Origin of the sequence: Geothermobacter hydrogeniphilus, assembly GCF_002898515.1 — a bacterium.
GTDB lineage: Bacteria > Desulfobacterota > Desulfuromonadia > Desulfuromonadales > Geothermobacteraceae > Geothermobacter_A.
Genome location: NZ_PPFX01000001.1, coordinates 1 through 18,561 on the forward strand (window position 1 = coordinate 1; position 18,561 = coordinate 18,561).

Below are 18,561 nucleotides of genomic sequence, written 5' to 3' on the forward strand. Positions count from 1 at the left end.
GAAAAGCCTACGGGTTTCGAACCCTCAAATGCCTGCAAATCGCCCTATATCACGAGCTTGGCAAGTTGCCGGAACCTGATTATCTCCACAGATTCTGCTGACGAGCCAAATATTTTTAAGATCGCTGAAATTAAAGTGACCCGACTCCGGCGCCGACAAAGTCCGTCTTTGCCCCATTTTTCAGCCTGCCATCAGCCACCCGCGGCAGTCCCGCCATTCTCTTTTCGACCGGGATTGATTTTATCGTTAGTAAATTATTTAAGTTGACAATTTTTTCCATTTCCGATATATCCGCGAGGATAAAACTCTTTTTTATTGCAGGATGGATGAATGACCTCCCTCGAATACAATATCGGCGCCAAAATCAAGAAGCTGCGCAAGGCCCGCAAGCTGACGCTGCAGGATGTCGCTCGTGAGACCGGCTTCTCTCCGGCGCTGATTTCCCAGATCGAAAACAACAACGTCTCGCCGCCGATCGCGACCCTGTCGAAGATCGCCCGCTTCTTCGATGTCAAGATGGGGCACTTCTTTGAGGAGGACGAGGAGGAGTTGCGTTTCGAGGTGGTACCCAAAGACGCCCGGCGGGTGGTCAGTCGGGTGATCTCCTCCAAGGGGACCGGGCATGGTTACACCTACGAGGCCCTCTCCTACCGCAAGCGCAACAAGAAGATGGAGCCGTTCATGCTCACCATCACTGAACGCGCCCAGGAGGAGACCCTGTACAATCACGAGGGAGAGGAGTTCCTGCTGATCCTGCAGGGCCGCGCGGAGATTTTACTCGATGATGAACGCATCGTGCTGGAAGCCGGCGACGCGGTCTATTTCGATTCATCCCTCAAGCACCGGCTGCTGGCCTGCGAAGGGGAAGAGGTGCAGGTGCTGGCGGTGGTAACCCGTTGATTGCGGCAGGGCTGATGAAAAACGCCCATCTGCGGCGTTGCCCTCATCCCCGCGTTAACGACGTACCTTCCGGTACGCCTTATGCCGCGGGGACTCGGGCGCCTGGCATCTGGGTATTTTTGATCAGCCTCGGGGGGAGCCTTCTCTGCGCCTCTCCGTTAAAGTGGTGCTCTTGGATTTCTAAAGGGACTGTCCCCGCCAGGGGGACAGTCCCTCTCACTGCAAAGGATAGGAACAATGAGTAAATTTCCCAAACCGACGCTTGCCGACTGGGAAGCCAAGGCGAAGAAAGAGAAGAAGACCGACGATCTTTCCGGCTTCAAGTGGGAGTCCCCGGAGGGAATTACCGTCAAGCCGCTCTACACCGCGGCCGACCTCGAAGGCGTCGAGACCGCCAACACCCTGCCCGGCGTAGCGCCCTTCGTGCGCGGACCGATGGCGACCATGTACGCCGGACGCCCCTGGACGGTGCGCCAGTATGCCGGGTTCTCTACCGCCGAGGAGTCGAACGCCTTCTACAAGCGCAACCTCGCTGCCGGCCAGCAGGGACTTTCGGTCGCCTTCGACCTGGCGACCCACCGCGGCTACGATTCAGACCACCCGCGGGTGGTCGGCGATGTCGGCAAAGCCGGGGTAGCGATCGACTCGGTCGAGGACATGAAGATCCTGTTCGACGAGATCCCCCTCGACAAGGTCTCGGTGTCGATGACCATGAACGGCGCGGTGCTGCCGATCATGGCCAACTACATCGTCGCTGCCGAGGAGCAGGGGGTGAAGCAGGAGCAGCTCGCCGGGACCATTCAGAACGACATCCTCAAGGAGTTCATGGTCCGCAATACCTATATTTACCCGCCGGCGCCGTCGATGCGGATCATCTCCGACATCATCGAGTACACCAGCAAGTACATGCCGCGCTTCAATTCGATCTCCATTTCCGGCTACCATATCCAGGAGGCTGGCGCCAACAACGCTCTCGAACTCGCCTTCACCCTTGGTGACGGCATCGAGTACGTCAGGGCGGCGATCGCCAAGGGTCTTGATGTTGACGCCTTCGCACCGAGGCTCTCCTTCTTCTTCGCCATCGGCATGAACTTCTTCATGGAGGCCGCCAAGCTGCGTGCCGCCCGCTTCCTCTGGGCCGAGCTGATGAGTCAGTTCAATCCCAAGAACCCGAAGTCGAGTATGCTGCGCACCCACTGCCAGACCTCCGGCTGGTCGCTGACCGAGCAGGATCCCTACAACAACGTGGTGCGCACCACCCTGGAGGCGCTGGCGGCGGTTCTCGGCGGCACCCAGTCGCTGCACACCAACGCCCTTGACGAGGCGATTGCCCTGCCGACCGATCACTCGGCCCGCATTGCCCGCAACACCCAGCTGATCATTCAGGAGGAGACCGGGATCTGCAACGTGGTCGATCCCTTGGGCGGTTCCTATTATGTCGAGTCCCTGACCTCCGCCCTGATCGAGGAGGCCCGCGGCATCCTCAAGGAGATCGAGGATCTCGGCGGCATGACCAAGGCGATCGAGTCGGGCATGCCGAAGTTGCGCATCGAGGAGTCGGCGGCTAAGAAACAGGCGGCGATCGATTCCGGTCGTGACGTTATCGTCGGGGTCAACAAGTATCAGCTTGCCGAGGAAGACCAGATCGAGGTCCTCGATGTCGACAATGCCGCGGTCCGCGAGGCGCAGATCGCCCGCATCAACCGGATCCGTGCCGAGCGCGACAACGACGCCTGCCGGGCGGCGCTGGACGCCATCACCGCGGCATGCGAGAATGAGAAGGAAAACCTGCTCGGTCTCTGTGTCGAGGCGGCCCGGCAGCGGGCCACCGTCGGCGAAATCTCTGACGCCATGGAGAAGGTTTTCGGCCGCCACAAGGCGGAAATCAAACTGGTTTCGGGAGCGTACGGATCGGTGGTTGACAGCGATGATGATTTTGCCGCGCTGAAAAAGCGCATCGACGCCTTCAGCGAGCAGGAAGGCCGCCGGCCGCGTATCCTGATCGCCAAGATGGGCCAGGATGGTCACGACCGCGGCGCCAAGGTGGTGGCCAGCGCCTACGCCGACGCCGGCTTCGATGTCGATGTCGGCCCGCTGTTCCAGACCCCGGAAGAGGCGGCGAAGATGGCGGTCGAGAACGACGTCCACGTGGTCGGTGTCTCCTCCCTGGCGGCCGGGCACAAGACCCTGGTGCCGCAACTGGTCGGGGAGCTGAAGAAGCTCGGCGCCGACGACATCGCCGTGGTCTGCGGCGGCGTCATTCCCCGCCAGGATTATGATCAGCTTTACGCCGCCGGCGCCGCCAGGATCTTCGGTCCCGGCACCCCGATCACCGTCTCCGCCGGCCAGACCCTCGACGCCATCGAGGAGAAACGCGGGTAGTCAGAAGACTCAACGCAGAGGCGCAGAGAGGCAGAGTCGGAGAGAAAGGCAGAATCAACGATTTGCTGTTTTTCTTCGCGACTCTCCTTCTCTGCGTCTCTGCGTTAAAAAGGATTTGCTCCTGGCGGCCGCAACGATTTAAAAGGTTCTCCCCGTGCCCAAGATTAAAGAACTCGCCGCCGGTGTCCGCGCCGGCAACATCCGCTCCCTGGCCAAGGCGATCACCCTGGTCGAAAGCCGCAGCCCCGATCATTCCCTGGCTGCCACCACCCTGCTTGACGAACTGCTCCCCGATTCAGGCAATTCGATCCGGGTCGGCATCTCCGGCGTTCCCGGGGTCGGCAAGAGCACCTTCATCGAGGCCCTCGGGCTCTACCTGACCGGCAGCGGACATCGGGTCGCGGTACTGGCGGTCGATCCCTCCTCACAACTCTCCGGCGGCTCGATTCTCGGTGACAAGACCCGCATGGAGGAGCTTTCCCGCGATCCAAACGCCTTCATCCGCCCCTCCCCCTCCGGCGACACCCTCGGCGGGGTGGCCCGCAAGACCCGCGAGACCATGCTGCTCTGTGAAGCGGCCGGTTATGACGTGGTCATCGTCGAGACGGTCGGGGTCGGACAGTCGGAAATCACCGTCGCCTCGATGGTCGATCTCTTCCTGCTGCTGCAGATTCCCGGCGCCGGGGATGAACTGCAGGGGATCAAGAAGGGGGTGATGGAGATCGCCGACCTGATCCTGATCAACAAGGCCGAAGGGGACAATCGTTCCCGGGCTGCGCTGGCCAAGTCGCAGATCGAAACCGCCCTGCACATCCTGCAGCCGAAAAGTCCCAACTGGACCGTGCCGGTGATGCTCTGTTCGGCCCTGCGCAATGAAGGGATTGCCGAGGTCTGGCAGACCATCGAGGATTACCGCTCCCGCCTGCAGGAAAGCGGCGAGTTCGCCGACAAGCGCCGGCTGCAGGCCGGTGACTGGATGTGGTCCCTGCTGATGGACAGCCTCAGGGATCTCTTCCGCCGCGACCCCCGCGTCGAAGCCCTGCTGCCCCAGGTCCAGGACGCCGTCGCCGCCGGCACCACCACTCCCGGCGCGGCGGCGAGGCGCCTGCTGGAGGCCTTCCGTCGGCATTGATTTTTTTAACGGAGAGGCGCAGAGATGGAGAGAGTCGCAGAGAAAGTCGAGAAGCTCAACCGGTTGAGCGGGGAAATTCTGGATGCGAGCATTGAGGTGCATCGAGTTCTGGGAGGGCCCGGTTTGCTGGAGAGCATTTATGAGGAGGCTCTTGCCAGAGAGCTGTCTCTTAGAGGGATTGAAGTTCAGCGACAGGTCCAAATACCCGTTGCATACAAGGGAGCGATGGTCAGGGACTCGTTGGTGTTGGATCTGCTGGTTGCCGGGAAGGTCATTGTCGAGGTGAAAAGTGTTGAGAAATTCAATCCAATTTTCGCTTCTCAGCTTTTGACCTATTTACGGTTAAGCAACAATTCATTGGGGATCATCGTCAATTTTGGAGAGAAGTTTGTCAAAGACGGCTTTCATCGAGTTGTGAACAGATTTCCTGTTTAGGGCGTTCTCTGCGTCTCAGCTTCTCTCCGCCTCTGCGTTGAAAACAAACGGGAGAATTCTTATGCAAACCAAAAAAATCAACCACATCGGTATCGCCGTCAAAAACATCGAGGCGTCCCTGCCGTTTTACCGGGATGTACTCGGCATGACTTTCGAGGGGAGTGAAGAGGTGGCCGAGCAGAAGGTGCGGGTGGCGTTTCTGGCTGTCGGCGAGAGTCGGATCGAGTTGCTGGAGCCGACTGCGGACGATTCACCGGTGGCCGGCTTCATCGCGAAAAATGGCGAAGGGATTCACCATATCGCCTACGAGGTCGACGACCTTGTCGCCGCTCTGGACCACCTCCGGGAGCAGGGGGTGCGCCTGATCGACCGGCAGCCGCGGCAGGGGGCACATGGCACCCGTATTGCCTTTCTGCACCCCCGGGGCACCGGTGGAGTGTTGACCGAGCTCTGTCAGTCGACGTGAAACCGGTTTATTTTTCAATTGTTTCGATGTTTGATGAAAAAGCGTTCTATTATTAAATTCCTATCTAAATCAGTCATTTTTGCTTGACATGAACTTTCAGGGAAAGTTAGCCTGACCGGTTGTAGAACAGTGGGAGTTTTTTCGCCCCTTGACCTGCCGGAGGGGATTGTTAGACTGTGCGGCGGGAAAAAGTTTTGCTCCCCGGATCGCCCCGGCACCTGGAGGTACTTATGAAGGCCGCGCGCATATTTCTGTTTTTAACTGTCCTGTTGTGCCTTGGAGCGGTCACGGCTTCCGCCTTCGAGTTCGGTGATGTCGCGCCGGATTTCGAGTTGCCGGGGCTTGACGGCAAGACCTTCAGACTATCGGACCACCGGGGGCAGATTGTCATTCTCAAGTTGGGGACGACCTGGTGCCCGACCTGCAAGCAGCAGTCGTTTGAGCTGGCCGAGGCCGCTCCCTTTCTGAAGAAGAACAATATCAAGGTGGTCGAGGTCTTCCTTCAGGATACCAGGGAGATGATAACGGAATATCTGGCCAAGGAGCGTCACCCCAAGGAGTTGATTCCGCTGCTTGATGATGGGCAGGTGCGCCGGAAATACAATGTTTACCTGATTCCCAGGCTGCTGGTCGTCAATCGGGAGTTTCAAATTGTTCGCGACGGGAGCCTTCTGACCTCCCAGGCGTTGCAGAATCTTATCAGGCCGATGCTGAAGAAGGGGGGAAAGGGGTAATTCCCGTCCTCGCTGTTCCGTTGTCGGCTGCTGTAGTGGCTTTGCCACAGTGTGGCGTAAAAACAACGGGGTTTTGCAGAGCAAACTTTTGTTTGGTCCGGTTTAAGGACTGTTAAGTATTTGAAATTCAAGGAGATATCGGACAAACCCGGCCCCATCACCGCTATCCACGGCGGTGGCACCCTTTTTGTAATTAGAAACTGGACCGAATGGTTTTCAATCGTGGCCCCGGCCAGTGCGCCAGAGGCGGGCCGACCTGCTTCACGTCGGCCGCCGATGAGCCCGCTCTCGATGTGTGCGAAAGGAGGTGAACCGATGAAAATGTGTGCTGGATTTTCGCTGGCCGGATTGCTCACCGTTTTTCGGGTTGCCTGCGCGAAAGAAGCCCGATGGTGAGAAACCCGCGTCAGATGTCCCGCCGGCGGAAGGTCAGGCTTCCGGCGGGTGAAGACGTTTAATCAGCAACAGTGATTGTCCCGGCCATGGGGGCCGGTCAACGCCTCTTATTTGCGGGAGGCGAAAACGCAACACCTTTTTATTCAGGAGGCAACAAAAGATGAAAAAAGTCCTTTCCCTGCTGGTCGTGCTGCTGATGCTGGCAGCCGGTTCGGCGATGGCCGCCACTTTCGAGTTCCATGGCGACCTCAACAACCGTTTCAATCTCTACACCAACCATGCCGACCTCTACTCCGGTTTCGGCAACATGCAGCGTCTGAACGGCAAGCGGGCCGACGGCGTGGCTCCGATCGGCAAAGAGAAAGCCGAGGACACCTGGGGTGAGATCAAGTATCGCCTGTGGACCGAAGCCGCGACCAACGACGGCAAGATCAAGGGCGTCTACGCCATTGAGATCGGCGGCATCCGCTACGGTGACAAGGCCAAGGGCGGCGCCTTCTCCGGTGACGGCAAGAACGTCGAGACCCGCTGGGCCTACACCGACTTCCAGCTGCCGGGCGTCTCGCAGAAAGCCCGCGTGCGCATGGGTCTGCAGCCCTTCAAGATCAACAGCTTCCTCTGGCAGGAAACCGCCATGGGCGTGGCTCTGAACATGGACAGCCTGCACCTCTCCTGGATGCGCGGCAAGGAAGCGATCACCTCGTCCGGCGACAGCTGGGGCGACAATGACCTCGACGCCCTGACCGCCCGCTACGACCTGAAGCAGGACAACGTCAAGGCCGGTTTCTTCGCCAGCTACCTGTTCGAAGGTGCCCCGACCGGCACCGCGGCGCTTGACCCCGCCATCTACGAGATCAAGGCCTTCGATACCGCCGAGCTCAGTGTCCTGGCGATCGGTACTGACGGTTCCTTCACCACCCCGACCGGCGCCGGCGACTTCTTCGTCAACTGGGACGCCATCTATGAAAACGGCAGCATCGACAACTATCAGACCACCAACGGTGTCCAGGACGTCGACCTGTCCGCCTACCTGCTGCATGCCGACGTCGGCCTGAACCTCGGCAAGACCCGCCTGACCTACACCGGCTGGTACGCTTCCGGCGACGACAACTCCGCCGACCAGGATCTCGACGGATTCATCTCGGTTGACGTCGACCGTTTCGACAGTGTCGTGCTGTTCGAGGGCGGCTACACCGATGACAACGCCCCGACCGAAATGCCCTACCTGCTCGACAAGGGCTTCATCATGAACAAGGTCGCCGTGGACCACAAGGCCACCGACAAGCTGACCGTCGGCGGCGCCGTGCTCTACATGCTGACCGCTGAAGACATCACCTACACCGACCAGAATGGTCTCAATCGTGCCAGCGACACCATCGGCGTGGAAGTTGACGCCTATGTCAAGTACAAGCTCTACCCGAACTGCGAAGTGGCTCTGAATGCCGGCTACCTGGCCGCCGACGACGCCATGGACTACTGGGAAGAAGACCAGAACGGCAAGGCCGACGAGGACATCTTCCGCACCACCGCCCGCGTCCGCTACAAGTTCTGATTTGCTCAAGCAGTCTTTTTTATGCTAATTCTCAAGGCCGGGCCGAGTGCCCGGCCTTTTTTTCACCGAGCCATGACCCAAGTGAAGGAGTCCGCGGGAGGCGCGGGATCCCTTGTCAGCGCTGTCCTTGATTTGGGTGATGGACCGGGAGAAAAACAAGAGAAGGGAAACGTCGGGATATGCGAAGAATAATATTGGGAATCGTCTGTTCGATCGGTCTGCTTTTTGCCGCCGGCAACGCCGCGGCGGTGGACCTGCTGGCGGCCGTCGGCCATGACCTCGCCCCCGCTTCAGGGTACGTGATCATGCCGGTTGACGGGCAGTATCTCATCGATCTGGACGCGAGCCGCGGCACCAGGGTCGGAGACCTGATCAGTGTTATCAGGCCCGGTGAACGCGTGGTTCATCCGGTGACCGGCAAGATCCTCGGCAGCCTTGACGAGGTCACCGCGGTTCTCAAGGTGACCCGGGTCAAGAATGGTTATTCCTATGCCGAAGTGGTTGATGAGCGGGAAAAGATCAGCAACGGGGCCGTCTGCAAACGCTTCTCGGCGTTGAGCGCCGCCCTGGTCGGCGGTGACCGGGAGTTTTACGACGCGCTCCGCAAGGCTCTGCCGGACCTGGAATGGCAGGGACAGTTCGTCGCCGGGGAGCAGCCCGAGGTCGACCTGGTTTTTGCCCTGACCGGGGAAACCCTCAACCTGATGGATGCCAGGGGCGGCAGGGTGCGTGGTTATGATCTCAAGCTTTTCGGCGCCGTGCCGACCCGGAACGTTAAAACGGATGCGACGTCGCCGGCGGCTCCGGCTCCGGTTCCGGTTCCGCGGGTGACATCGGTTCCTGTTCCCGCCCCGGCACCGGTGCCGGTACCGGTACCGGTGGTGAAAGGCTCGCTGCAGACCGCTCCCGCCGGGCGCGGCGTGGTTGATTTCGGCCGTTTTGGCAACCTCGGAGAGCTCGCGGAGCGGGTGCAGATGGCCGCTTTTCACCGTGCCGAAAAGGATCTGCTGATGGCCACGGTGGATGGGAAAAGTCTGCGGGTTTACCGCGTGACGGATGGGCCGCGGCTGGTTGGAGAAACGCGGATCGGCAATGGCGTTGTCCAGCCGCTGACCGTTGCCTGGTGGCAGCCGAAGGCCGACGGGCGCCTCTATCTGGTGGTCAGCGGGGCCGAGGAAGATGATCGCAATTACGGCAATGAAGTCTACACCCGGATGGCCGGGGCGGTGATCGAGTGGCGGGACGGCAAGCTGGTTCCCGTGGTCAACCGGTTGCGCTGGTTTCTCGGCAGTTACGACCGGGACGGTGACGGTCGCCCGGAGACCCTGCTCGGCCAGCGGTTCGACCTTGATATCACCTACGGCAAGGTCGTGGCCCTGTCCCTGGACGGTTCCAGCCTGAAAGAGACGCCGGTTCCCTTTGAGCTGCCTCAGGAATTCGTTGTTCCCGGCAGTCTGATGGCCGACCTGACCGGCGACGGGAAGCTCGAGGTGGTCGTTGTCCGGCACGGCTACCTGAGTATCTTTGCGGGTAAAAAGAAGCTTTACCAGTCCTCCGAACAGATGGGCGGCAGTCTTGATTCGCTGACCTATGATACCAACCCCGGTTCCGTCGATCTGCTGCATCGCACCGTTAATTTCGAAGTGCCGCCGGCTGTGGCCGATATTGATGGAGACGGGGTGCTGGAGCTGGTGGCGTTGGCCGCGGAAGGGAATTCCGTCAAGGTTCAGGGACTGTTTCCCTCGATCGAGAAGAGCTGGGTCGCTGTTGTCAAGTTCCGCAACGGCCTGTTCGAAAAGGGGCGGCTGCCCGGTGACCGGGAAAATCCCCTGCAGGGTGTCTGGGCGGAACGAGGTCGGGTGCTGGTGGTGGAAAGCCGCACCAGCTCGCAGCTCAAGCAGGCGGGTTCCAGTTACCTGCTGCAGTTTGTTTTTGATCAGAAACAATGAAACCGCTGCGCCGGTCATCCGCCTGGAGACTTGCTTTCTGCTCCTGCGGATGACCGGCGCGGTCACTGCTCTTCCTTTCCCTTTCCCTTTCTGTACTGACGAACCTTCTCCCTTGTCCCTGAATCAGTGAGTCCCTTGTCGGCGGATAGCACAAGTCATTGATCTGTCTGCGCTTCCCAAAAAATCACCAGCGAACCTATGGGTGCGCTTCAGGTTTTTGGAAATCCCATTCAGACCAAGCACTTGCACTCTCCATCCAACAGAAACTCACTGATTCAGGTTGTCGACAGGCGGGGGCGTCGCGCTTTCGTTCTCGCGAAGCTGCTTCCCGGCCGCCCGACGGCTGATCTCCGGCCTGCCGAATTTACGATAAGGCATGGTGGTGTATCGCCCGTGTCCAAGTTCCCGAATAAACTACGGCAAACTACTAGTAAAATACCCGTAAAAAAACATACTTGTCAAATCAAGAACTATTGTCGTAAAGTTGATTAAAACAACGGGGAAGGAGTCGTGAAATGGTTAAAAAACTGATCATCGTCCTGCTGCTGGTCGTGGGAGGTGCTGCCCAGGCCCATGCGGCGCTGGAGGATTACTTTGTTTCGACCCGGTGGCTTGCCGATAACCTTGGAAAGGTCCGCGTGGTCGATGTGCGCAAGGCTGCCGGGTACCTGTTCGGCCATATTCCCGGCGCGGTGAATGTCGAGCGCAGTGAATTTCTTTCCACCCGTAACGGCACCAAGAGCCTGGTGCCGACGGCGGATGAATTCGTCGCCCTGATGAGCCGGCTCGGGATCACGGCGGATACCCCCGTGGTCGCCTATACATCCGACAGCGGCTCCTATTCGGCACGGTTTGTCTGGACCTTGCGGTTCCACGGGCATGAAAAGGCCTATGTTCTTGATGGCGGCTACGACAAGTGGAAAAAAGAGGGACGTAATACAGAAATGATGTCGGCCGATCAACCGCCCGCGACGAAGTATGTGCTGAACCATGCCCCTGACATCCGTGCTGAGGAAGATTATGTCCTGACCCGTCTCGATCATCCCGACACCCTGGTCTGGGATACGCGGCGGACCAGTGAGTATCAGGGAACCGAGGTGCGGGCCGCTCGCGGCGGTCATATTCCGGGTGCGATCCACCTGAACTGGACGGAGTTGCAGACCGAAGTCAACGGGGTTCGGGTGCTGAAGTCGAAAAAAGAATTGTTGAGCCTGCTGGCTGACAGGGGGATTACCCCGGACAAGGAAATCCTGGCCCACTGCCAGACCGGTATCCGTTCTTCATACGCCACTCTGGTGCTGCTGGGTCTGGGATATCCACGGGCGAAGAACTACGATGGTTCCTGGATCGAATGGGCGCATAATCCGGATCTGCCGGTGGTTGATCCGGCCCGGGTCGCCGGCAAGATTGAGCTGCCTGCGAGATGATGAGCCGGACAGGAGAGAAGAAGACCGGCGCCGAATTCCGGTGGATGGTGATAACCATTTCAGCGTTCTTCCTGCTTGTGGCGGGTCGGGTCGGCGCGGCCGGACCGGAGCTTCCGGAACTGGTGCATGTCAACTGGCAGCAGCGCTCGATCACTTTTGCCGCGGTGGTCACCGCTTCCTTGTGGGAGCGGCAGCCCCGGGCCGATCCGGCGACGCGCCGTTTTGATCCTGATCACTGGCATCTGGTTATCAGTGCCACCCAGGCCAACCAGGCGGTCGGCCGGGTAGCGATTTTTTCCGCCTGGGCGACCGATGAGGAAATTGCTGCCGCGTTGTCGACCCTTGGCGCCCGTGGCGACAGGTTTGACAAGCGCAGTTTTACACGCCGAATGGATGCGGATTCGCCCTATCCGGACCTGCGTCCCCAGGGTTCAAGTCTGCGGTTGACGGTCAGCTGGGATGGGTTTTTCGGTCGTAAAACCGTGACGGCCGATGAATTTCTGACCAACGCGAGCGGGAAAAAACTCGACCTGGTCTATATCGGCAAACAGCATCCATCCAACTGCGTCATTTGTCTGTACGGATGTGTCGGGGCGGTCTGCCCGAACCGGGCCCTGACAGTTCGGGATTATCTGCAGGGAAAAAGCCGCTGGTCGCTGGTTCCGGGAGTGCTGCCCGAAGATGGAACCCGGGTCTGGATAACGATCGCCCTGGCGGGCTGATGAAAAATAGCTGTCTGCCGGGCTGCCCTCATTCCTTGTCAACGACGTATCTGAACAGTGTTGCTCAGCTCGGGGAATAACTGATTCAACACCCGGCCGGCTTCCCGAAATTGGCATGAACCGGCCGTCGGCGGGTGTTGCTGCCGGTATTTGTCCGCGGCAGTTACGGTCGACTCAACAGGAAATGCAGTTTTCGGATGTCGGGGGACAGGCCGCCTGTCGGCAGTCAGTCGGTCCTGTCGGAGGAGATCCCCCGTCCCATCCGGCCAGGACCAGGATTCCGGTGAGCAGCCCGGCAAGCAGCAGGTGCCCGCGTGGTCTGTTTGTCCCCGGTGGCACCTGTTTCTCCCCGTCTCCCTCTTCCCCGATCCCCAGCAGCGAACGGCACCGGGGGCAGAAAACCCGGGGGTCCTGCCGCGCCTCTCCGCATCCGGGACAGCAATTGATGGAAGCATTATTCACGGCTCCGTTTCCTCTTCGGTGTCCATAATGACGGTCGAAAAGGCTGCCGGACCCTGGGGGGCACGACGGTCATGTCCGAGATAATAGGTATCGGCAGCATACCCCCGCAGCGGAACCTGTCCGGGTTTCGCCCACCCGTCGGCGCGGCGGAACGCGTTGATCTTGCCCGACCGCAACAAGGGGTCAATCTGGTTCGCCTTGACCATGTCAAAGCGGCCGTCCCGATATCTGATTCGAATCATCATGGCTGCTCTCCCCGGTTGAAATTCAGGCGCCCGGCAGTGGGCCCGAAAGGATAGATGGCAAGTTAAATGCCAGCACGCAACAGTGGCTGCCGCCGGGGTTTGAGTCGATGTCGGCGGCATGTTGGAGAATAGTCCCCATCAGGGCGTGGAATATTCTACAGAATGCGGTGACTTCGATTCAGTCGCATCGTGATGCGGGGAAGGAAAGACAGCGGAGACAGATCCGGGCGGATAGCGGCAAAGCGGCATCAACTGGGGGCGGGGCGGGGAAGTGAAAAAAAGAGCCTTTTTCGGTCATGCTCAGGACTGGAGGCGAATTATATGGAGGTGCCCGATGTATATACAGGTTCCGTGCCAAATCTGCAGGCCGGGTTGCTGCCGGGAAGCTCCGATGACTATTCCTGTCGGTCCAGGGTGAGGCGCCATTGTCGTTCGGCCATGCAGCGCTCGACATCGGTATTGCCCCAGCCGCCGAATTCGCGGGCGAAAACAACCTCGTCGGGCGGGCCGTTGGTGCTAACTTCATCGGCATAGTCTTCACATGCGTAGAGGTCGCTTCTCAGGTCACGGCCGGGTTCCCCGCCCGGAACCTGATGCCACACCCAGCGGCCGCTGTCCACACAGCCGCCCAGCAGCATCAGGCAGAGCAGAAGAACACCTGCGGCGAACCGCAACGGCGGCTCAGTCAGTAATGAACTCCTGGCGCCAGCCGCGTTCCTGCATACACCATTCAAAGTTGAAATTTCCCCATTCACCGTAAGGTCGTCCATTGGCGGGTCTCCAGACGACAGCATCGTCATTTTCGTCAGCAAAAATTTCACACTCCCAGATGTCCTGATCCACTTTTTGTCCGGTTCGGTTGTCAACCGGGCGCCATTCCCAACTGCCGGACTGCAGAGCGCAACCCGCGAGCAGCAGGGCAAGAATCAGCGTATTCAGTAAACGCATGTTTTACTCCTGGCGAACAGCAGGGCAAGAGAAACGGTAAAACTATTTTATCATGATTGCCGGCGGACGCGCGTGAGGGTGGGCAGGGGGGCGGGCCGAAGAAATCAGAAAATGCGGAACAGCAATAATAAATCCGGCATGTTGGAAGGCTGGCCAGATAGTTTTTGGTGGTGCCGACCGAGTTTTTTATCATCGATTCAGGGGGCGTAACCGCCCCCTTCAGCTGGTGTCGAAGGAAATCAAATATAAAACGATTTTTGATATTGCCAAAATTTTTGGATTTTGTTAGATTCGACGGCAGTTTGGACCTTTCCCCATTTACAAAGGAGGTAACAGGATGAAGAAGCTTGTGGTTTTGCTCGTGGCTGGTGTTCTCGCCTTTTCTCTGGCGGCCTGCGCGCAGAAAGCCGGCAGCGAGAAGATTCGGGTCAAGTGCCCGGCCTGCGGTTACGAGTTCGAACTCCCGGCACACGGGCGTTAACGAAGTTCTATTTTTCATTTGTTTGGAGGGATACAGTTAGACCTGCACTGCTGTATCTGAAATAAGCAACGTATCAAATCTATTGAGGAGGCAACATTGAACAAGACTGTGAAAATTCTGCTGGCCCTGGCCATGGTCGCCCTGATGGCGGCACCGGCCCTGGCCCTGGAGTCCAAGCTGAGCGGTTTCCTGAACGTGCGCGGCATCGGCAACAACTTCTCGGCAACCAACAACTACATCGGTACCCTGACCGACAACGCCAAAACCCAGAACCTGGTCGACCAGCGGCTGCGCATGAAGCTGGACACCAAGATCAACGATTACCTCTCCTTCACCTACTACCTCGAAGTCGACATGCAGTGGGGTGATGAGCAGTACTCCAATGCCGGTCGCAACGACGGCGGCGGCATCGGCGGCGACACCACCAACCTCGAGACCAAGAACGCCTATTTCGACGTCAAGGTGCCCGATTCAACCTCCAGCTTCCGCGTCGGTCTGCAGGGTTTCGCCGACCACAGCGACTACTCCTTCTTCGCCGCCGACATGGCCGGCGTCAAGTACAAGGCCAAGCTCGGCGGCGCCGATCTCACCGCCGGCTGGTTCAAGCTGATCGACGGTGACACCTACGGCAACAGAACGAGTCTGCTTCCGAATATTGACGATGTCACCCTGTGGGCCCTGCAGGCTGAGTTCAAGCCCAATGCCAACTTCAAGTTCGGTGGTGACTACTACTACTACCAGAACGAGGGCAGCCAGGCCTACGCCACCTTCCTCGGTACCGCCGACATCGCGGCCGTCCTCGCCTTCAACGGCGGCGGTGGTGACTGGACCGCCAACCGCCAGGACATGAATCTGCATTACTTCAACGGCCATGCCGAGTATCGTCTTGAGAATGTCGTCCTCAGCGGCTGGCTCGAGTTCAGCACCGGTACCGCCGACAGCATCAACAACAACACCGCCACCACCCTGACCGAAGACCTGGATGTTCAGGGCTTTGCCGGCCGTCTGAAGGCCGCCACCAATTTCGGTGGTCTCAAGCTGGCCCTGGCCGGAACCTACTTCTCCGGTGACGACAACCTGGCCGACGGCGACGCCGACTTCATCGTCAACCCGCTGGCGACCGAATCCTTCGCCTTCGCCACCGACGGCTTCATGATCTTCACCCCGGACATCGCCTGGAACAGCATTGGCCAGTACGGCTTCGCCATGGTTGATGCCGCCTGGGCCGGTTATGGTCTCGGCAGTGTCGTCCTGACCGGCGCCTACACTCCGGAGCAGATGAAGAATGCCTACATCAAGGCCGGTGTTGGCTACTTCTCGTCCCTCGAGGACAAACTGGCTGCCAACGACCCCCGTACCGACCGTGCCGGCACCGAGCTCGGCACCGAAGTTTACCTGCGTGTCGGTTACCGGTTTGCCAAGAAGCTTGACCTGTCGATCAACGGCTCCTACGCCAGCCTCGGCGACTTCTACGACAACAATGGCGGCGGCAAGGCGGTCAACGAGGCCACCACTGACATTGACGATCCCTATGAAGTTTACCTGAAGGCGACCCTGTTCTTCTAAGATGCCTGAAGGAACGGGCTTTTTTGCAGGAGAGAGTTCGTTCGACAGGAGATCAGGATGGGGGCCGGCTTTGTGCCGGCCCCCTTTTTATTGACTGCGATTTGGTTTAGAATGATCGACGTCTGTCGCGAGGCAGTTCAGTCCTGCAACCGTCACGGCCGGAAGCGGCCGCCGACCCAACCCCCCCCCCGGAGTTGCTGATGAAGTCTCTTGCCGTTCTCTTCTGCAGCATCATGCTGCTTGCCGCCAGCCTGGTCTGCCCGGACATCGTTCGGGCTGAGTCGGGCGCGAATCTGACCGATTTTTTTGCCCCCCTGACCGCAAAGGTGATCATGCCGGTTGAGAAGGGATTTCTGATTGACAAAGGGGCTGCCGCCGGTCTGGCTCCGGGTGATATCCTGGCCCTGGTCAAAACCGAAAAAGAGATCCGCAATCCCCGGACCGGGGAGCTGGTTGACACGTTGATCGATTATGCCGGTTTCCTGGTGGCGGATCGCGTCAAGGCGAATCTCAGCTACTGCCGGGTGGTCGGCAAGACCGGACCGGTCAAAGAGGGGAGCAGCGTCCGCCGTTTCGAGAATGTTCCGATCTTTTTCGAGGATGCCTCCGGTGACGGGTTTCCGGTCTTTCAGGCGTTGCGGAAAAAACTGCCGCACCTGCTCTGGCAGGATTATCGCGTGGGATCGTCTCCCCTGACCGCGGATGGTCCCGCGCTGCAGATCCGTTATGAAGATGGCAGCCTGACGGTCGTCAACCGGAACAAGCAGATCCTTTTTGTGCAGCGACAGGTTCTGCCCGCGCCGGCGGCGCCGGTGGTTGCCGGCCGACCGGTCAGCGCTCCGGTTGTCCCGCCGCCTGTGGCGGCCCCGTCCGTCGCTGTCGCTGAAGGCCGGCAACGGTCCTGGCAGACGGAGCGGATCGCTCTTGACGAACAGGGTGAGATCGCTGCCGTGCGCGCCGGCGACCTGGACGGCGACGGCCGGTCGGACATTCTGGTCGGGTTCGACCATGCTCTGCTGGTCGGTCACCTGGAAAACGGAAAATTCAGCGAGGTCTCTCGGACGGTCTTTGCTGCCGATCCGCAACTGATCAACCTGTCTCTGTTTGACCTGGACGGGGATGGTCGGCTGGAGGTCATTGCCTCCCTGCTGGAGGAGGATCGTGCCGATGCTCGTGTCTATCAGTTCGCCGATGGTCATCTGACCCGGGTTGCCGGGGCCCCCATGCTGCTTTCCACCTACCAACCGGCTCAGGGTAAGACCGTCGTCATCGGGCTCGATTCGACCGACCTGATGAACCGCAAGCCGCAGTTTTATACCGTCAAACTGGTGAACGGACAGCTGTTGCGGACGCCATACCGCCTGGCCGGTCCGGATCAGCCCTATGGTGTTGTCGGGTTTACGGACGGGGACGGCGCGTCCTGGCTGGCCCTTTTGTCGCCGGGAGGGCGGATCCAGGTTCGCAATGGCGATGGCGAAGTTCGCTGGGAGAGTTCCGATCGTTTCGGCGGTTCGACCCGGGGGCTCCAGATTCCGCAGCCCGGCAGGCAGAATCCCGATGATTTCAAAATGTATTTCTTCCGCTCCCGCCTGCTGCGGACTGCGCGGGGGACGCTGCTGGTCTCCCGGCATGATGATCCCGGGGTGTTCGGCAACAACCCCAGTTATCGGAAGGGGACGATGGTGGAGCTGGCCTGGAACGGCGCCTCTCTTGACGAGATTGACCGCAGCAAGCCCCTCGGCGGCATGGTCGTCGATTTTGACCCGCTTGGTCGGCAGGGCGAGGGATCCCGGCTGCTGGTCGCGGTTCTCTACCGCGAGCCCGGATTTTTCCAGAAGGCGGTTTCCGGATTGGTTGTCCTTTCCCGTCACTGATTCAGGAGAGTCCTGCGGGTTCCGGGGGCGAGACAGTCGGCCACCAGGGCCGGTTCATCAAAACTGCATTTAACCGCCCGCAGGGCTTCCTCGTCCCGGTCCTTCTCAATCTGATTTTTGGTCCGGCCCAGCAGGGAGAGGGCATCCGGATCTCCCTGCCGGGCCGCCAGGCGCAGCCAGGCGAATGCCGCCGCCGGACTGTAAGGGCGGCCGCTGCCGTCGAGGTAGGCCTTGGCGAGATAGTACTGCGCCTCGGCGAGGCCGTTGCGGGCCGCCAGGGTGAAGTACCGGGCCGCCCGGACCGGTTGTCGGGGAAGACCGTACGACGGCTGACTGAAAACCAGTCCGAGTGCATAAGCCGCTCGCGAGTCGTTTTGGGCCGCCCCTTTTCTCAGCCAGGTGATGGCCGCGTTCCGGTCAGTTGCTCCCCCTTCGCCTCGAAAAAGCATCAGTCCATATTCCGTCTCAGCAGCGGGCAGGCCGTTCAATGCCGCCCGTTTCAGCCAGTAGCGAGCTTTGCCGGGATGGTTGTGCCTGAATCCACTGTTCTTCAGGTATTGGAGGCCCATCAGGTATTGGGCCGTAGGATCACCACGCATCGCAGACCGCATCAGGCGCTGACGTTCTATTCCGGGCTGATCCTTTGAGGAGTTCATGAGGCTGCCCGGGGTCGCTCCGGTCCGCCGCTCCCCGTTGCTGCCGGAAATTGACAGATCCCCCGGTTCGGATTTTCTTTTGTCGGCATCTCGTGAAGGGATGTTGAATACCGACAGGGTCTGGTCGCTTTTCTCCGACAGCAATGCTGTCGCCGAAGATTTTGTAACGGTTCCCGCGGTCATCAACAGCAGAAGGAAAATCGTTGCGCCGGTGTTGGCTGAAGTGAGCATATC

Annotated in this window: 18 protein-coding genes; 14 read left to right on the plus strand and 4 right to left on the minus strand. The window is 59.6% G+C overall.

The genetic code is table 11. The features are described from left to right. From C2E25_RS17750 to C2E25_RS00050, 11 genes are all read left to right on the plus strand, one after another. Positions 1–267 (plus strand): hypothetical protein (locus tag C2E25_RS17750; RefSeq protein WP_233189292.1); only part of this gene is annotated, 267 nt, incomplete at its 5' end. 63 nt (positions 268–330) lie between these two features. Continuing rightward, on the plus strand, positions 331–900 hold the full coding sequence (locus C2E25_RS00005) for a helix-turn-helix domain-containing protein (protein ID WP_103113765.1): 570 nt from the start codon (positions 331–333) through the stop codon (positions 898–900). Positions 901–1,137: 237 nt separating this feature from the next. Further along, positions 1,138–3,282 (plus strand): methylmalonyl-CoA mutase, encoded by a 2,145-nt coding sequence (gene scpA / locus C2E25_RS00010; RefSeq protein WP_103113766.1) that lies wholly within the window; start codon positions 1,138–1,140, stop codon positions 3,280–3,282. Between the two features lie 154 nt (positions 3,283–3,436). Beyond that, positions 3,437–4,414, plus strand: coding sequence for a methylmalonyl Co-A mutase-associated GTPase MeaB (meaB, locus tag C2E25_RS00015; protein WP_103113767.1), 978 nt, complete (start codon positions 3,437–3,439; stop codon positions 4,412–4,414). A 24-nt stretch (positions 4,415–4,438) separates the two neighbouring features. Beyond that, positions 4,439–4,849, plus strand: a complete 411-nt coding sequence (locus tag C2E25_RS00020; protein WP_103113768.1) for a GxxExxY protein — start codon at positions 4,439–4,441, stop codon at positions 4,847–4,849. Between the two features lie 61 nt (positions 4,850–4,910). Next, complete coding sequence (mce, locus tag C2E25_RS00025; protein ID WP_103113769.1) at positions 4,911–5,315, plus strand: methylmalonyl-CoA epimerase; 405 nt, start codon at positions 4,911–4,913, stop codon at positions 5,313–5,315. A 230-nt stretch (positions 5,316–5,545) separates the two neighbouring features. Then, the gene (locus C2E25_RS00030) at positions 5,546–6,049 is read left to right on the plus strand and encodes a TlpA family protein disulfide reductase (RefSeq protein ID WP_103113770.1); all 504 of its coding nucleotides are present in this window, start codon (positions 5,546–5,548) and stop codon (positions 6,047–6,049) included. A 556-nt stretch (positions 6,050–6,605) separates the two neighbouring features. Next, positions 6,606–7,997 carry a hypothetical protein gene (locus C2E25_RS00035; protein WP_103113771.1) on the plus strand — a complete coding sequence of 464 codons (1,392 nt, stop codon included), beginning with the start codon at positions 6,606–6,608 and terminating at the stop codon, positions 7,995–7,997. Positions 7,998–8,176: 179 nt separating this feature from the next. Further along, positions 8,177–9,946, plus strand: coding sequence for an FG-GAP repeat domain-containing protein (locus C2E25_RS00040; protein WP_146032862.1), 1,770 nt, complete (start codon positions 8,177–8,179; stop codon positions 9,944–9,946). 515 nt (positions 9,947–10,461) lie between these two features. Beyond that, positions 10,462–11,373, plus strand: a complete 912-nt coding sequence (locus C2E25_RS00045; RefSeq protein WP_103113773.1) for a sulfurtransferase — start codon at positions 10,462–10,464, stop codon at positions 11,371–11,373. Next, entirely contained in the window at positions 11,370–12,095 is a 726-nt protein-coding gene (locus tag C2E25_RS00050; protein ID WP_146032863.1) for a hypothetical protein, read from the plus strand. Before C2E25_RS00045 ends, C2E25_RS00050 begins: the two co-directional genes overlap by 4 nt. A 458-nt stretch (positions 12,096–12,553) precedes the next feature. Here C2E25_RS00050 and C2E25_RS00060 read toward each other — a convergent pair whose 3' ends face one another. The 3 genes from C2E25_RS00060 to C2E25_RS00070 form a co-directional block, all read right to left on the minus strand. After that, on the minus strand, positions 12,554–12,802 hold the full coding sequence (locus tag C2E25_RS00060; protein WP_103113776.1) for a GSU3473 family protein: 249 nt from the start codon (positions 12,800–12,802) through the stop codon (positions 12,554–12,556). Between the two features lie 395 nt (positions 12,803–13,197). Beyond that, positions 13,198–13,476 (minus strand): hypothetical protein, encoded by a 279-nt coding sequence (locus C2E25_RS00065; RefSeq protein WP_103113777.1) that lies wholly within the window; start codon positions 13,474–13,476, stop codon positions 13,198–13,200. A gap of 7 nt (positions 13,477–13,483) precedes the next feature. Beyond that, the gene (locus C2E25_RS00070; RefSeq protein ID WP_103113778.1) at positions 13,484–13,750 is read right to left on the minus strand and encodes a hypothetical protein; all 267 of its coding nucleotides are present in this window, start codon (positions 13,748–13,750) and stop codon (positions 13,484–13,486) included. Positions 13,751–14,087: 337 nt separating this feature from the next. Here C2E25_RS00070 and C2E25_RS17410 point away from each other — a divergent pair, with 337 nt between their 5' ends. The 3 genes from C2E25_RS17410 (at position 14,088) to C2E25_RS00080 (ending at position 17,671) form a co-directional block, all read left to right on the plus strand. Beyond that, complete coding sequence (locus C2E25_RS17410; protein ID WP_158247068.1) at positions 14,088–14,231, plus strand: hypothetical protein; 144 nt, start codon at positions 14,088–14,090, stop codon at positions 14,229–14,231. A gap of 96 nt (positions 14,232–14,327) precedes the next feature. Next, positions 14,328–15,797 carry a hypothetical protein gene (locus C2E25_RS00075; protein ID WP_103113779.1) on the plus strand — a complete coding sequence of 490 codons (1,470 nt, stop codon included), beginning with the start codon at positions 14,328–14,330 and terminating at the stop codon, positions 15,795–15,797. A gap of 200 nt (positions 15,798–15,997) precedes the next feature. After that, positions 15,998–17,671, plus strand: a complete 1,674-nt coding sequence (locus tag C2E25_RS00080; protein WP_103113780.1) for an FG-GAP repeat domain-containing protein — start codon at positions 15,998–16,000, stop codon at positions 17,669–17,671. Here C2E25_RS00080 and C2E25_RS00085 read toward each other — a convergent pair. Further along, complete coding sequence (locus C2E25_RS00085) at positions 17,665–18,558, minus strand: tetratricopeptide repeat protein (protein ID WP_103113781.1); 894 nt, start codon at positions 18,556–18,558, stop codon at positions 17,665–17,667. The genes C2E25_RS00080 and C2E25_RS00085 overlap by 7 nt on opposite strands. Positions 18,559–18,561: the final 3 nt, after the last annotated feature.